This is a genomic window from Actinoplanes xinjiangensis (genome assembly GCF_003148685.1).
In the GTDB taxonomy this organism is placed as follows: domain Bacteria; phylum Actinomycetota; class Actinomycetes; order Mycobacteriales; family Micromonosporaceae; genus Actinoplanes; species Actinoplanes xinjiangensis.
The window spans coordinates 201,662-215,923 of sequence record NZ_QGGR01000003.1 but is presented as its reverse complement, the minus strand read 5'-3'; the positions used below and the strand labels follow the sequence as shown (position 1 = coordinate 215,923).

General features: G+C 70.9%; 16 protein-coding genes. 10 read left to right on the top strand and 6 right to left on the bottom strand.

Annotated elements, in window-relative coordinates:
- Nucleotides 1–41: 41 nt before the first annotated feature.
- The 6 genes from lepB (BC793_RS07920) (at nucleotide 42) to BC793_RS07895 (ending at nucleotide 3,868) form a co-directional block, all read left to right on the top strand.
- Complete coding sequence (gene lepB / locus BC793_RS07920) at nucleotides 42–932, top strand: signal peptidase I (protein WP_109590796.1); 891 nt, start codon at nucleotides 42–44, stop codon at nucleotides 930–932.
- Nucleotides 929–1,588 carry a signal peptidase I gene (lepB, locus tag BC793_RS07915; protein ID WP_109590794.1) on the top strand — a complete coding sequence of 220 codons (660 nt, stop codon included), beginning with the start codon at nucleotides 929–931 and terminating at the stop codon, nucleotides 1,586–1,588. The genes lepB (BC793_RS07920) and lepB (BC793_RS07915) overlap by 4 nt, the downstream gene beginning before the upstream one ends.
- A gap of 24 nt (nucleotides 1,589–1,612) precedes the next feature.
- Nucleotides 1,613–2,086, top strand: coding sequence for an NUDIX hydrolase (locus BC793_RS07910; protein WP_109590792.1), 474 nt, complete (start codon nucleotides 1,613–1,615; stop codon nucleotides 2,084–2,086).
- A 94-nt stretch (nucleotides 2,087–2,180) separates the two neighbouring features.
- Nucleotides 2,181–3,014, top strand: a complete 834-nt coding sequence (locus BC793_RS07905; RefSeq protein WP_109590790.1) for a ribonuclease HII — start codon at nucleotides 2,181–2,183, stop codon at nucleotides 3,012–3,014.
- Nucleotides 3,011–3,334 (top strand): DUF2469 domain-containing protein, encoded by a 324-nt coding sequence (locus BC793_RS07900; protein WP_067505225.1) that lies wholly within the window; start codon nucleotides 3,011–3,013, stop codon nucleotides 3,332–3,334. The genes BC793_RS07905 and BC793_RS07900 overlap by 4 nt, the downstream gene beginning before the upstream one ends.
- Nucleotides 3,335–3,406: 72 nt before the next feature.
- A complete protein-coding gene (locus tag BC793_RS07895; RefSeq protein ID WP_170167210.1) occupies nucleotides 3,407–3,868 on the top strand; it encodes a murein hydrolase activator EnvC family protein in 462 nt (153 codons plus the stop codon).
- Nucleotides 3,869–3,960: 92 nt separating this feature from the next.
- On the opposite strand, the gene BC793_RS07890 is transcribed toward BC793_RS07895, so the two are convergent.
- Together BC793_RS07890 and BC793_RS07885 are read right to left on the bottom strand one after the other, a co-directional pair.
- Entirely contained in the window at nucleotides 3,961–5,154 is a 1,194-nt protein-coding gene (locus BC793_RS07890; RefSeq protein ID WP_109590788.1) for an aminotransferase class V-fold PLP-dependent enzyme, read from the bottom strand.
- Between the two features lie 17 nt (nucleotides 5,155–5,171).
- The gene (locus tag BC793_RS07885) at nucleotides 5,172–6,407 is read right to left on the bottom strand and encodes a tyrosine recombinase XerC (RefSeq protein WP_109590786.1); all 1,236 of its coding nucleotides are present in this window, start codon (nucleotides 6,405–6,407) and stop codon (nucleotides 5,172–5,174) included.
- 73 nt (nucleotides 6,408–6,480) lie between these two features.
- On the opposite strand from BC793_RS07885, the gene BC793_RS07880 reads away from it, so the two are divergent.
- Nucleotides 6,481–6,942, top strand: a complete 462-nt coding sequence (locus tag BC793_RS07880; RefSeq protein ID WP_109590784.1) for a pyridoxamine 5'-phosphate oxidase family protein — start codon at nucleotides 6,481–6,483, stop codon at nucleotides 6,940–6,942.
- 567 nt (nucleotides 6,943–7,509) lie between these two features.
- On the opposite strand, the gene BC793_RS07875 is transcribed toward BC793_RS07880, so the two are convergent.
- The gene (locus BC793_RS07875; RefSeq protein ID WP_239169704.1) at nucleotides 7,510–7,710 is read right to left on the bottom strand and encodes a hypothetical protein; all 201 of its coding nucleotides are present in this window, start codon (nucleotides 7,708–7,710) and stop codon (nucleotides 7,510–7,512) included.
- Nucleotides 7,711–8,292: 582 nt separating this feature from the next.
- Between BC793_RS07875 and BC793_RS07870 the strand changes: the two genes are divergently transcribed.
- Nucleotides 8,293–8,478 carry a DNA-binding protein gene (locus BC793_RS07870; protein WP_109591457.1) on the top strand — a complete coding sequence of 62 codons (186 nt, stop codon included), beginning with the start codon at nucleotides 8,293–8,295 and terminating at the stop codon, nucleotides 8,476–8,478.
- Nucleotides 8,479–8,596: 118 nt separating this feature from the next.
- Here BC793_RS07870 and BC793_RS07865 read toward each other — a convergent pair whose 3' ends face one another.
- The 3 genes from BC793_RS07865 to BC793_RS07855 all read right to left on the bottom strand — a co-directional run bounded on the left by BC793_RS07865 (nucleotide 8,597) and on the right by BC793_RS07855 (nucleotide 12,086).
- Nucleotides 8,597–9,829, bottom strand: coding sequence for a DNA-processing protein DprA (locus BC793_RS07865; RefSeq protein WP_239169703.1), 1,233 nt, complete (start codon nucleotides 9,827–9,829; stop codon nucleotides 8,597–8,599).
- A gap of 362 nt (nucleotides 9,830–10,191) precedes the next feature.
- A complete protein-coding gene (locus BC793_RS07860) occupies nucleotides 10,192–11,727 on the bottom strand; it encodes a YifB family Mg chelatase-like AAA ATPase (RefSeq protein ID WP_109590778.1) in 1,536 nt (511 codons plus the stop codon).
- Nucleotides 11,727–12,086, bottom strand: coding sequence for a YraN family protein (locus BC793_RS07855; protein WP_109590776.1), 360 nt, complete (start codon nucleotides 12,084–12,086; stop codon nucleotides 11,727–11,729). The genes BC793_RS07860 and BC793_RS07855 overlap by 1 nt, the downstream gene beginning before the upstream one ends.
- A gap of 335 nt (nucleotides 12,087–12,421) precedes the next feature.
- On the opposite strand from BC793_RS07855, the gene rpsB reads away from it, so the two are divergent.
- A complete protein-coding gene (gene rpsB / locus BC793_RS07850) occupies nucleotides 12,422–13,372 on the top strand; it encodes a 30S ribosomal protein S2 (RefSeq protein ID WP_109590774.1) in 951 nt (316 codons plus the stop codon).
- Nucleotides 13,373–13,401: 29 nt separating this feature from the next.
- On the top strand, nucleotides 13,402–14,232 hold the full coding sequence (gene tsf / locus BC793_RS07845; RefSeq protein ID WP_109590771.1) for a translation elongation factor Ts: 831 nt from the start codon (nucleotides 13,402–13,404) through the stop codon (nucleotides 14,230–14,232).
- The last annotated feature ends 30 nt before the right edge of the window (nucleotides 14,233–14,262 follow it).

Genomic DNA, 14,262 nt, shown 5'->3' with positions numbered 1-14,262 from the left:
GTGCTGTATCCGGGGGCGGTTCGGCCGGTAGGCGGCGGGAGATGCGAAGCGTGGATCCGATGGAAGGCTATCGGCCGGCACGACGCCGGCGCGGCGTGGTGCGGAAGGAGATGCCTCTCTGGCAGGAACTTCCGTTGCTACTGGTCGTGGCGTTCTGTCTGGCGGTGCTCATTCGGACGTTCCTCGTCCAGGCGTTCTACATCCCCTCCGGGTCGATGCAGAGCACCCTGGAGATCAAGGACCGGGTGCTGGTCAACAAGGTCGTCTACGACATGCGTGACCCGCTGCGCGGCGAGATCGTGGTGTTCCGCGGGACCGACGACTGGGCGCCCGAGGTCACCGAGGAGGTCAGCAACACCTTCCTCGCCAAGCTCGGCCGGACCGTCGGCGATCTCGTCGGGGTCAGCCGTCCCGGTGAGCGTGACTTCATCAAACGGGTGATCGGTCTTCCGGGTGACAAGGTCGCCTGCTGTGATTCCGGCGGGCGGATCACCGTCAACGGGGTCGGCATCGATGAGGCGTACATCGCCGAGGGCTTCAACTCCGATCTGAGTCAGCCGCCGATCGCGGGCCAGTGCACCAGCCGCCGGTTCACCGAGGTGACCGTCCCGGCCGGCGAGATGTTCGTCATGGGCGACCATCGTTCGGTCTCGCAGGACGCCCGCTGCCAGGGAACGGTGCCGATCGAGAACATCATCGGCCGGGCGTTCGTGGTGGTCTGGCCCAGTGAGCGGTTCACCAGCCTGGACGTCCCGGATGTCTGGAAACAGTTCGCCCAGCAGTACCCGTCGGCGGCCGCGGCGCATCCGCTCCCGGCGCGGGAGGAGGAGCCGGTCGTCGCCACAAACGTGTTCCCTCTTCTGTTGGGTGTGGTTTTATCCGCGCGTTCCGGCATGTCGTTATGGACGAGACGACGTAGGCTCCGAGCGTGATTGACGAGCAGACCGAGAAGCGCCAAGGATCGTTCTGGCGTGAGCTTCCCATCCTGTTGGGGGTGGCGATCCTCGTCGCCGTCCTGGTGCGCGCCTTCGTGCTGCAGACGTTCTACATCCCGTCGCCCTCGATGCAGCACACCCTCGAACTGTGGGACAGGGTGCTGGTCAACAAGCTCGTCTACGACTTCCGTGAGCCGCGGCGCGGCGAGATCATCGTGTTCAAGGCGCCCGGTGTCTGGCAGTCCGGCAACGAGGGCGAGGACTTCATCAAGCGGGTCATCGGCCAGCCCGGTGACAAGGTCGAGTGCTGTGACGCGCAGCAACGCCTGATGATCAACGGCACCTCCCTCGACGAGCCGTACGTGTATGTCGAGTCCGACGGCACCCGCAACCGGGTCGCCAGCCGGAGCTTCAGCGTCACCGTCCCGTCCGGCCGTCTCTGGGTGATGGGTGACCACCGGGAGGCCTCCGGCGACTCGCTCCAGCACTACATCGACAGCAGCGCCACCGACGACCCCGGCAAGATCAATGAGGCGACGGTGCCGGTCGACTCGGTCGTCGGCCGGGCCTTCACGATCTTCTGGCCGGTCGGCCGGGCCACCTGGTTGTCGGTCCCGGACGAATTCGACGCCATCCCCGACGCGGGCAAGTAACACTCGCGCAATAGGCTTGGTCGCGTGACCGAGGTGATAGATCGCCGCGCCGGCCGGGTTCTCCTGGTCGATCTGGCCGGTCGGGTGCTGCTGCTGCACGGCGGTGACCCGGCGCGGCCCGGGCTGCGCTGGTGGTTCACTCCCGGCGGCGGCCTGGACACGGGTGAGACGACCGTCGACGCCGCCTGCCGCGAGCTGTTCGAGGAGACCGGGCTGCGGGTGACGGCGGACCGGCTGGGCGAGCCGGTCCGGCACGAGGTGACCGAGTTCTCGTACGATCGCCGGCAGTATCGGCAGGAGCAGGACTTCTTCCTGCTCCGGGTGCCCGACTGGCAGGTCGACACCGCCGGGATGGACGAGGAGGAGCGCCTCACCATCACCGAGCACCGGTGGTGGTCGGCCGCCGAGATCGAGGCGAGCCAGGAGGAGATCTTCCCCGCCGACCTGGCCGCCCTGCTGCGGCGGCTCACCGTCGACGCCGTCGCCGAGGAGTCCTGATGCCGGCCTCCTCGCGTATTGTCGTCGTCGCTTCCCAGGGGTCTCGGATGCCGGCCTCCTCGCGTACCGTCGTCGTCGCTTCCGGGGGTTTCTGATGCTGGCCCCACCGCGTACCGTCGTCCGCCGCGAGGCCGGGCTGTACGCCCTGGAGCAGGCGTTGCAGCGTCGTGGCTTCCGGCACGTGGCCGGCGCCGACGAGGCCGGCCGCGGCGCCTGCGCGGGCCCGCTCGTGGCGGCCGCCGCGATCCTGCCCGAGGGCAGACGCGGTGAGATCCCCGGCCTCGCCGATTCGAAACTGCTGACCCCGGCCGCCCGGGAGCGGGTCTACGACCAGGTGGTCGCCAAGGCCCTCGCCTGGTCCGTGATGATCATCCCGCCGACCGAGGTCGACGCCCGCGGCCTGCACGTCTGCAATCTCGCGGCGATGCGCCGGGCACTGGCCTCCCTCGACGTCCGCCCGGAGTACGTGTTGACCGACGGCTTCCCGGTCGACGGCCTCGGCGTGCCCGGCCTCGCCGTGTGGAAAGGTGACCGGGTCGCCGCGTGCGTCGCGGCCGCCAGCGTCCTGGCGAAGGTCACACGTGACCGGCTCATGGTCGAGCTGGACGCGAAGTTCCCCGACTACGGATTCGCGGTGCACAAGGGCTACATCACCGAGGAGCACAGCACCGCGCTGACCACCCACGGGCCGTGCTCCGAGCACCGCTTCTCATATGTGAACGTCGCCGCGGCATCCGGCCGCGGCAACCGGCCCCCACGGGCGCGCCGCCCGGCCGACCCGCCGCCTGCTCTGTTCGACGTATCCGTTACCGAGCCGCTGCTGATTCTCCAGGCGCCTGAGGGTACCGTCGGCGTGGCGTCGAGCGAGCAGCCTCAGCCGTCGCCGTCGGTGGGGGAAGATAGTGCCATGGAGGGCGAGACACGATGAGCGCAGAGGATCTCGAGAAGTACGAGACCGAGATGGAGCTGCAGCTCTACCGGGAGTACCGCGACATCGTCCGCCAGTTCTCCTACGTGGTGGAGACCGAGCGCCGGTTCTACCTGGCCAACCAGGTCGACCTGCACGTGCGTAACTCCGACGGCGAGGTGTATTTCGAGGTCGAGATGCACGACGCCTGGGTGTGGGACATGTATCGTCCGGCCCGTTTCGTGAAGAACGTGCGGGTGATGACGTTCAAGGACGTCAACGTCGAGGAGCTGGAAAAGCCGGACATCTCGTTGCCCGACGAGCCGGGCTTCGGCGGCTGACGGTCGTCCACACCCGGCGGTTGTCCACAGGGACGGTCGCGAGACGGGTTCCGGCCCGGCAGTCTCGGCGGCATGCCCGCTCTCGCTCTGGTCCTGCTCCTGCTGCCCACTCTCGGGGCCGTGCCGTCCTATCAGTGGCCGGTGCTGCCACCCCGGGTGCTGCGGCGCTTCGATCCGCCCCCTGAGCCGTGGCTCGCCGGTCACCGGGGCGTCGATCTCGGCGCGACCGCGGGTGCGCCGGTGCGGTCCGCGGGTGGCGGTGTCGTCGTCTACACGGGGACGCTCGCCGGGCGCGGCGTCATCAGCATCCAGCACGCCGGTGGGCTGCGCACCACCTATGAGCCGGTCACCGCGACCGTCCGGGCCGGCGACGTGGTCGCGGCCGGCGATCCGATCGGGTCCGTCGAGCCCGGCCATCCCGGCTGCCCCCAGGTCACCTGCCTGCACTGGGGCCTCCGCCGCGGCGACGTCTATCTCGACCCGCTGGCCCTGCTCGGCCTGGGCCGGGTCCGCCTGCTGCCCCTGAACGGATGACCCGTCTCCGCTTACCCGTCTCCGCTTACCCGTCTCCGCCTACCCGTCTCCGCCTACCCGTCTCCGCGTGCCGGCTCGGCCTCCCCGGGTCCTCAGCGCTGGTATTCGGCCAGGAACGCGGGCAGGCGCTCGGCGAACCGCTCGTACTCCTCCGGGCGGTTGTAGACCTGGCCGCTCAACCGCAGCAGCCCCCGGCCGCCCCAGGCGTTCACCGCGACCTCGGTGGCCAGCTTGTCGGCGATGTGCTGCCGCAGCGCCTGCGCCTCCGGAACGGTCGTCGCGAGGCCGGCCGGCAGCGGCACCACCCGCATGGCCACCCCCGGTCCGCCGGGATGCGGCAGGTCCGCGGGCGCGAGGCCGAGAGCCTCACCGACAACCCTCTGGCCGTACGTGACAAGCGCCTCGTTGTGCTCCCGGACGGCCTCCAGACCCAGCGTCCGCAGTGTGAAGACCCCGGCCGGCGCGGCCAGCCACGGCGTGTAGTCGACGGTCCCCTGGAACTCGACCGCGCCCGGATAGCCCTCGTCATGGGCCCAGGACACGACCAGCGGCTCGATCCGGCGGCGCCAGGCCGGTGCCACGTTCATCAGCGCCGTGCCACGGGGCGCCCAGCCCCACTTGTGCAGGTTCCCCACCCAGAAGTCGGCGCCGATCGCGGACACGTCCACCGGCAGCATGCCCGGCACGTGGGCGGCGTCCACCAGCACCGGGATGTCGTGCTCGCGGGCGGCGGCGACGATCTCCCGTACCGGAAAGAGGGCCGCCGTCGCCGACGCCAGCTGATCGATGACCAGCAGCCTGGTGCGGCCGGGCCGCAGTGCCGCCCGGATCCGGGTGACCACCTCCCGGGCCGGCAGGCCCAGCGGCACCGCCACCGTCCGCGCACTGGCCCCGGCCTGCCGGCACCGGCTGCGGACCGCCATCGTGACCGCGCCGTAGGAGTGATCGGTCAGCAGCACCTCGTCGGCCGGTCCGAGCCGCACCGACCGCAGGATCATCGACACCGCGGCCGTCGTGTTCTGGATCAGGGCGCTACCGTCCGGATCCGCACCCAGGAACGTCGCCAGATGACGTCGGCTGTGGACGATCCGGTCCTCCAGGCCGACGGCGAAGAACCGCAGCGGATTGGACTCCATCTCGTCGCGCAGCCGCTGCTGGGCACGCTGCACGCTGATCGGCAGCGCACCGAACGAGCCGTGATTCAGATAGGACACCGACGGATCCAGCGAGAACAGGAGCCGACCGCCGGGAATCGGTTGCGGTGGTCCTCCTGCCGGGGCGCTCATGCTGGGATCGTACGATGTCAGGCCCGTGGATGCGCCTGATTGAACGCCGCACGCAGCCGCTCGGTCGACACATGTGTGTAGATCTGTGTACTCGCCAGCGAACTGTGCCCGAGCAGTTCCTGCACCGCCCGCAGATCGGCGCCACCGTCCAGCAGATGCGTCGCCGCCGAATGCCGCAGATCGTGCGGGCTGGTGTGCGGAAGGCCGGCCGCCCGTGCGGCGTCCGCGACGATCCGCCGCACCACGGTCGGCTGGAGGCGGCCGCCCTTGGCCCCGAGGAACAGAGCGTCCCGGCTGGCCCGGTTGACCAGTGCCGGCCGGCCCAGGCGCAGCCAGGCGTCCAGGGCCCGCCGCGCCGGATGCCCGAACGGAACGGCTCGCTCCTTGGCACCCTTCCCGAACACCCGCACCACCTGCCGGGCGTGATCGACGTCGGCCCGGTTCAGCGAACACAGCTCCCCGACCCGGATCCCGGTGGCGTAGAGCAACTCGAGAACCGCCCGATCCCGGATCTCCAGACCGTCTCCCGCGCCGCTTTCACCGTTCCCCGTCTCAGCGCCGCCTCCGTCGTTCCCCGCCGTGACGCCTCCGTGGTTCCCCGCCGTGGCGCCCCCGTGGTTCCCCGCCGTGGCGCCGCCGCGGTCGTCACCTCCCGTGACGCCGCCACGGTCGTCACCCCCCGTGCCTTCGCCGCGGTCGTTTTCAGCCGTGGCGCCGCTCCCGTCTTTTTCAGCCGTGGCGCCGGCCGCGCCGGTTCCGGCCGTAGCGCTGGCGTGGTCGTTCTTTTGCGTGGTGGGGGCCCCATCATCTCCCTCCGAGCCGCGGGTGCTGTCATCTCTCATCCCCGCCGGGGTCATCAGGCTCGCCGCCTGATCCGCGCGCAGAACGGTGGGCAGACTCCGGTGAGCACGCGGGCTGGCCAGTTGAGCGCCCGGATCATCCGGCGAGATACCGGTGCGGTGTGCCCAGCCGCTGAAGGCCCGCGCCGCCGCCGCCCGCCGGGCCTGCGAGGAACGTGCCGCACCCGTCCCCATCCGGGCCGCGAGCCACCCGCGGAGAACCGTGATGTCCAGGTCGGCGACGGTGACCCGGCCCTCGGCAGCCGCATGATCGAGCAGCGACACGACATCCCCGACATACGCCCGGACGGTGTGTTCCGAACGCCCTTCCACCACGGCGAGGTGCCGGCCGAAGTCGTCCACCGCCGCACGCAGGGCCGTCGGCAGCCGTTCGTGCAGTTCCCGTATCCGCATCGCCTCAGACCGTCCGTCGAGCAGAGCCGTCAGTCAAGCATCTTTGTCATACCCCGGGTCTAACGTCGCTGCCATGGCACGCTGGGAGGAAATCGAGAAGGACGCCCCGGAGTTCGCGGCCCGTGTGCGGGCTCTCTTCGAAGCGGGCACCAACAAGACGATCGCCACGTTGCGCCGCGACGGCTCACCCCGGATCAGCGCTTCCGAGGCCCAATTCACCGACGGTGACCTGACGTTCGGTTCGATGCCGGATTCGGTGAAACTGCGAGACCTGCGCCGCGACCCCCGGATCGCGATGCACAGCCCCACCCTGGAGCCCCCGGCAGACGACCCGGCCGCCGGCCCCGGCGATGCCAAGGTCTCCGGCCGCGCCGTCGAGGTCCCGCCCCCACCGGGCACCCCACACGCCGACGCCGCGTTCTTCCGCCTCGACATCGAGGAGGTCGCCCTGACCTACGTCGGCACCCCCGCCGACCACCTGGTGATCGAGTCCTGGCACGCAGGCCGGGGCCACCACCGCCGCACTCGCACCTGACCACAACCATCGCGTGCGACCCGGCCCCGTTGCGTGCGGGCTGGCCGCGTTGCGTGCGGCCCGGCGCTTTCACGCGCTGGCTCTCGCAAGCCGTGTCGGCTTGCGGGCCTTGCTGCGCTGACTGGCGCCGGTCTCGATGAATCAGGCCGTCACAATGTTCCACGCCGTCGCATCGACTCGTGCTGGCCGACCGCGCTCGTCGTCACCTGATCGTTCGTCCGCGGGCCTTGGCCCTTCTGCCATTTACCGGTCGAATGCCGTCGCCTTTCGAGGGACGCGACGCCGGCCGTGCGATGAGACCGGGATGGGCTGCGGCAGGCAAGGCCGGGGTAGGCCTGTGGCCAGCATCCTGAGGGATAGGTGCGCGGTCGGCGAGGCCAGGGATAGGCCTGCGGTTGGCAAGGCGAGAGCGGCCTGCAAGTCAGGGATAGGCGTGCGGCGGGGAAGGCGGAGAGCGGCCCGCGGCCGCTGAAGATGTGGGAACTGCCCGTGGCGATCGAGCGCTTGGCCCGGTGGGTGTGAGGTGAAGCCGGGAGACGCCGGGGCGGTTTCGCGTGGCTGTGGAGATCAGGAGGCTGGTCGGGTCCTGGTCCAGGCAAGGAAGCGCTCATACAGGTCCACGGGCGCCGACTGGCCGTCGACGGTGAGGTCGTCGAGCGCCTCGTACATCTGGGCGGACAGATAGATCTTCAGCAGCGACGGGTATGCGTCGTACTCGTCGAGAAGACGGGTCTGCGCCTCCGGGCACGGCCAGGGGCGGCTGCACACGCGGCACCGCCAATGTGGGCGGTCGTGGAGATGCTCGGTTTGCGGTGCGGTCGGCAAGGCTTCCCCCGAAAGTGATCGGCCACTCGGGCGCGGGACGTCAATGGCTGCGGGGCTGGCGACGATTCCGCCGCCGGGCGCCCTGATTCACGCGGTGCTCCTGGGCGGGGGTCAGGCGCCCCGCACGGCCGACGTTCAGCTCCGGATGGGTCGGGCGGTGAGGGCTGTCCGGAGTGGTGGCCGGGGCACCCGCCCCGGGTGGGGCCGACCGGGACCGGTAGATGCCGCCGGCACCCTGTGTCCGCTGGTCAGGAGACGGTGACGCCCATCGCGGGTACGGCGGTGGCGGCGCCGGCGGGAAGCGGTCGATGCAGGGCGCGGGAAGCCCGCATATGCAGCGGCGCCAGAGGGTGCGCCAGTCCCGACGGTGGCGGGGATGATGGGGAACCGGGCCACTAGGCTGGTGACGGCTAGGCATGGGACCACCTTAGTTGACTATGGACTAGCTGTCTCCTAACAACTTGGTCAGAGACTAATAGTCCCGCGCCTACGGTCGATCATGTGGGAGTGAAGCCGATCCGCCTCATGGGCGCGCACGAGATCCGCATCCGTCTGGGCGGAGTCAGCCGACAGCGGGCGTACCAGATCACCAGCCGTGCCGACTTTCCGAAGCCGGTAGCCGACCTTGCGCAGGGCAAGGTATGGCTGGTGGAGGACGTCGAAGCGTGGATGAAGGTTCATCGCCGGGACCTGGACGAGTCCGAGGACTGATCTCGTCCGGTCACAGCGGTGACCGTGGACCGGCTCGGAGCCGGTCGTCGCTGACGCGGCGGCCTGACGGCGACGGGCCGGTCACCGTCATGCCTCCGGCAGGGTTGATTCGCTCCCGTCAGCCGGTTGCGGCCCGGCTCGGGCCCCGCGCGGGGGCGAGGGAGACACCGTCAGCGGTACGCACCACCAGCCCTGCGATCTCGAGAAGAGACAGGCGTCGCAGCACCGTGCGCAGATCCAGCCGTGCCTCGGCCGCGAGCTGCTCCGGGGTGGACGTGCCGCTCCGTGGCAGAGCTTCGAGGACGAGTGCCGCCTCCTCGTCCAGGTGATCATGTCGGCGTTGCGGTCCGCGCGGTATCTCGGCGAAGTACTCGCCGATCCGGCCGATCTCCTCGAGCACCTCGGCGGCATTGGTGACCACCCGTGCGTATGGATTGTTCCGCAGGATCTCGTGGCACCCGACCGACATCGCCGATGTCACCGGTCCGGGAACGACCATCGCCGGCCGGTTGAGCGCTAATACGCGGCTCATCGTCTGGGCGGCGCCGCTGCGTGCGGCCGCTTCGACGACGACCGTGCCCGCGGTGGCGGCCGCGATGACCCGGTTCCGGATCAGGAAGCGGTGCCGTAGCGGTTCGGCCCCGACCGGCCATTCGCTGATCAGCAGGCCGGAGTCGGCGATCCGGTCGAACAGCGCCGTGTGCCCGACCGGGTAGGGCCGGTCGATCCCGCAGGCGAGGACGGCCACGGTGCGCCCTCCGGCGGTGAGCGCCCCGCGATGGGCGGCGGCGTCGATTCCGAACGCCCCGCCGGACAGCACCGTCCACCCGTCCTGGCTGATCGCCGATGCCAGCTCACCGGTGACGTGGATGCCGTAGTCGGTGGCGGCCCGTGCTCCGATGATCGCGACCGACCGTTCCAGCGTCTCGCCGAGCGGCCACGCCCCGCGTACCCAGAAGCAGAGCGGCGGCCGGGTGTCGTTGTTGATCCGGCCTCCGGTGTCCAGTTCCAGGGTCGCGAGGTCGGCGACCCGTCGTGGCCATTCCTCGTCGGCCGGCACCACCAGGCGCGCGCCGAGCCGGTCGGCCCGGCGCATCGCGATCTCCGCCATCCGGCGGGCGTCACCGGCGGCCGCGCGGGCGGAGACCGCCGACCGCAGCCGGGCGTCCGGGATGTCGCCGCTGAGCAGCCGGTCCAGGGTGGCCGGCGCCCCGGCCTGTTCCACCAGTGCCCAGACGGCACGGTTCCCCGGCTCGGCCAGCCACGTCAGTGCGACGCGCGCCGCGCGATCCTCCGGGCCGCCGGGCGCGGGCGTCCCGGTCCTGCCGGGAGCGGATGCCGAAACGCTCACTTCACTCTCCGATCGAGAAGGGAACAGACAAGAGACGAAAAGCACGCCGGCGAACCCGATGCGCCCCGGAAGAAGCGGTGGAGAACGCCAGTCCCGGCGAGGCGCACGTCGCCGACGCGGCGGAAGAGGGGAGGCCTGGGGAGGTGACTCCGGCGGGAAGGTCGCCCCGGCGAAGCGGTGGAGAAGACGGAACGCGGCGAGAGTCGCCGCAGCGAAGCGGTGGAGAACGCCAGTCCCGGCGAAGCGCGTCCCGGCGAAGCGCCGGAACCAGCGCATCCGGGCGCGGCGGCGGGCGAGACACGTCCCGGCAGGGTGGTGGGGCGGGGGACTCGGAAGGGCGGAACGGGTACGCCAGGAGGCAGTCACTTCGGGACACGATGGGCGGCCTCTCCCATCCGGAGCTGGTACGCCTCGCACACGTCGCCCTCCGAGGGCCGGTCCCGGCCGTCGAGGTCGGCCACGGTCCAGGCGAGGCGGAGACACCGGTCGTAGCCGCGGGCCGACAGGGCGCCCCGGTCCAGGGCGCCGTGCAGGACGGCGGTGGCGCGGGGTGGCAGCCGCCACGGTGAACGCCGCAGGACCGGCCCCGGCACCTCGGCGTTGACCCGCCAGCCGTCCGCGGCCCAGCGGGCGGCCGCCGACTCCCGGGCACGCGCCACCCGGGCCGCGACGACCGTGGACGGTTCGGCGGGTGCCGAGTCGGCGAGCAGCTGCGCGGCCCGCACCGGGAGCAGGTTGACCCGCATGTCGATGCGGTCGAGCAGCGGCCCGGACAGCCGCCCGAGGTAGCGCCGCCGCACGGCGGGCGGGCAGTGGCAGGCCTGGTCGCCGGCCGGTGACGCGCAGGGGCACGGGTTGGCGGCGACGACGAGCTGGGCGCGGGCCGGGTATTCGGTGGTGCCGCGGGCCCGGGACAGCACGACCCGCCCGCTCTCCAGCGGCTGCCGCAGCGCCTGCAGTGTGGCCCGGCTCATCTCCGGCACCTCGTCGAGGAAGAGGACGCCGCGGTGGGCGAGGGAGAGCGCTCCGGGCCGGATCAGCCCGGAGCCGCCGCCGACGAGGGAGGCGAGGGTGGAGCTGTGGTGTGGGGCCTGGAACGGCGGCCGGCGGACCAGCCGCCCGTCGGCTGGCAGCACCCCGGCGATCGACTGGAGGGCGGTGACCTCCAGGGCGGCCTCGTCGTCGAGTTCCGGGAGGATGGACGGGAGCCGCTCGGCGAGCATGGTCTTGCCGGCGCCGGGCGGCCCGAAGAGGGCGAGGTGGTGTCCGCCGGCGGCGGCGATCTCCAGGGCGTACCGGCCGGTCTCCTGGCCGGCGAGGTCGGCCAGGTCGGGTCCGGCGGGCGGGGGTGCCGGCGGGAGGTCCGGCGGGTCCAGCAGCGTTCCGGTCCCGTGGGCGAAGTCGACGAGCCGGTGCAGGGTGTCCACCGCGCGGACCGTGACGCCGGGCACCACGGTCGCCTCGCACGCGTTGGCCGCCGGCACGATCACCCGGCTGATCCCGGCCCGTGCCGCCGCGGCGACCATCGGCAGCACGCCGCGGACCGGCCGGACGGTTCCGTCGAGGCCCAGCTCACCGATGAGCGCGACCCCGTCGAGCCGGGCCGGTGGCAGGTCACCGGCTCCGGCGAGGACCGCGACGGCCACGGCGAGATCGAAACCGGAGCCGTGTTTCGGCAGGGCCGCGGGCAGCAGGTTGACGGTGATCCGCCGGTTGGGCCAGTCACCCCCGGAGTTGACGATCGCCGCGCGCACCCGGTCGCGTGCCTCGTTGAGGGCGGTGTCGGGCAGGCCGGTGAGCAGCAGGGTGGGCAGCCCGTTGGAGAGGTCGGCCTCGACCTCGACGAGGTGCCCGGCGACGCCGACCAGCCCGGCGCAGAGGACCCGTGCGTAGCCCATCAGAACGCGTCCCGGATGTGGACCAGCCGGGTGGCGCCCCGGCGTTGCGGCAGAACCTCCACGACGTCGAAGCGGATGCGCTCCCCGCGTACCCCCTCGTCGGTGAGGTAGCGGGCCGCCAGATGCCGTAACCGGCGCACCTTGCGGTGATCGACTGCTGCCGCCGGCGGGCCGAAGGCGGCCGTGCGCCGGGTCTTGACCTCGCAGAAGACCAGGTCGGCGCCGTCACGCAGGATGAGATCTATCTCGCCGTCGGCGCAGCGCCAGTTGCGCTGGAGCAGTGTGAGCCCGATCTCCTGGAGGTGCCGGGCGGCCAGCCGCTCGCCGTAGGCGCCGACCGCCCGTCGCTGAGTCGTCATGACCCGGCACCGTCACAGGAATGTGGGGCCGCCGTCCGGCGCCCTGTGGAGGGTGCCGTGATGTGGACGGCTGCGCGCCGGTGCCCGCTTCGTGCTAGACCGAGGGCGGCCCGGGCTCGCGGGTGGCTTGGCGTATGCTGGTCCATGGCGACCGCCTGTGCGGTCGACCTCGCGTGCCCTCCTCCGGATCCAAGTGCTGATTTTTCAGCGACGGCCGGAGGCGGTGGCCCTCCCTGGTCCCGATTCCGTCGGGTCCGACTGCGGCCACTGACCAGGCGCCAGGGCGCTCATCGTCGGTGAGCGTGATAACCAGGGAAGATCAGGGAGTACCCATCATGGCCGTCGTGACCATGCGCCAACTGCTGGAAAGCGGTGTCCACTTCGGGCACCAGACCCGGCGCTGGAACCCGAAGATGAAGCGCTTCATCATGACTGAGCGCAACGGCATCTACATCATCGACCTGCGCCAGACCCTCGACTACATCGAGAAGGCGTACAGCTTCGTGCGGGACACCGTCGCCGAGGGTGGTCACATCCTCTTCGTCGGCACCAAGAAGCAGGCGCAGGAGGCCATCGCCGAGCAGGCGACGCGGGTCGGCCAGCCGTACGTGAACCACCGTTGGCTCGGCGGCATGCTGACCAACTTCCAGACGGTGTACAAGCGTCTCCAGCGCATGAAGGAGCTCGAGGCTCTGGGTGACCTGACCGGCACCGCCGCGGGTTACACCAAGAAGGAGACCCTCCAGCTCTTCCGCGAGAAGACGAAGCTCACCAAGACCCTCGGTGGTCTGCGTGACATGACCAAGACGCCGTCGGCGATCTGGGTCGTGGACACCAAGAAGGAGCACATCGCGGTCGACGAGGCCCGGAAGCTGAACATCCCGGTCATCGCCGTGCTGGACACCAACTGTGACCCGGACGAGGTCGACTTCCCGATCCCGGGCAACGACGACGCGATCCGGTCCGCCGAGCTGCTGACCAAGGTCATCGCGGCCGCCGTCGCCGACGGTCTGATCGCCCGTTCCGGCCGTGGCCGTGGCGCCGGCGCCGACGAGAAGCCCGAGGCCGGCACCGTCGCCGCGGGTGAGCCGCTGCCGGAGTGGGAGCGGGACCTGTACGAGGGCGCCGAGAAGAAGGCCGAGGAGCCGGCCGCCGCCGTCGACGCCCCGGCTGCCGAGGCTCCCGCTGCTGAGGCTCCGGCTGCTGAGGCTCCGGCCGCCGAGGCTGAGGCCGCGCCCGCCGCTGCCGCCCCGGCCGCCGCGCCCGCCGCTGTCGCGGCTGAGTAAGTCAACCGACTGACATCGAGAGAAGAGTCATGGCTAACTACACCGCCGCGGACGTGAAGAAGCTCCGCGACCTCACCGGTGCCGGCATGATGGACTGCAAGAAGGCGCTGGAGGAGTCCGAGGGCGACTTCGAGAAGGCCGTCGAGTTCCTGCGCATCAAGGGTGCGAAGGACGTCGGCAAGCGGGCCAGCCGGACCGCCGCCAACGGCATCGTCAGCCACTCGGGCAACGCGCTGCTCGAGCTGAACTGCGAGACCGACTTCGTCGCGAAGACCCCGGACTTCGTCGCCCTGGGCCAGCGCTTCGTCGAGTTCGGTGAGCAGCACAAGATCGCTGACGCCGCCGCACTGCTCGCCGCGACGCTGGAGGACGGCAAGACCGTCGCCGCGACCGTCGAGGAGTACGCCGCCAAGATCGGCGAGAAGATCGTGGTCAACCGCTTCACGATCATCGACGGCACCGTCGCGGTCTACCTGCACCGCAAGGCGCAGGACCTGCCTCCGCAGGTCGGCGTCCTGGTGCAGTACACCGGCAAGGACGACGAGGCGGCCGACTCGGACGCCCGTGGCATCGGCATGCAGATCACCGCGATGCGGCCGAGGTACCTGAGCCGCGAGGAGGTGCCGGCCGAGGTCGTCGAGACCGAGCGCCGCGTCGCCGAGCAGACCGCTCGTGAGGAGGGCAAGCCGGAGCAGGCTCTGCCCAAGATCATCGAAGGCCGGGTGAACTCCTTCTTCAAGGACTTCGTCCTGCTGGAGCAGCCTTCGGTCGTCGACAACAAGAAGACGGTCAAGCAGATCGCCACCGAGGCGGGCATCGAGATCACTCGGTTCGTCCGGTTCGAGGTCGGCCAGGAGTAAGGCAGCACCGAAAGCAATGCGTCGGGAGGT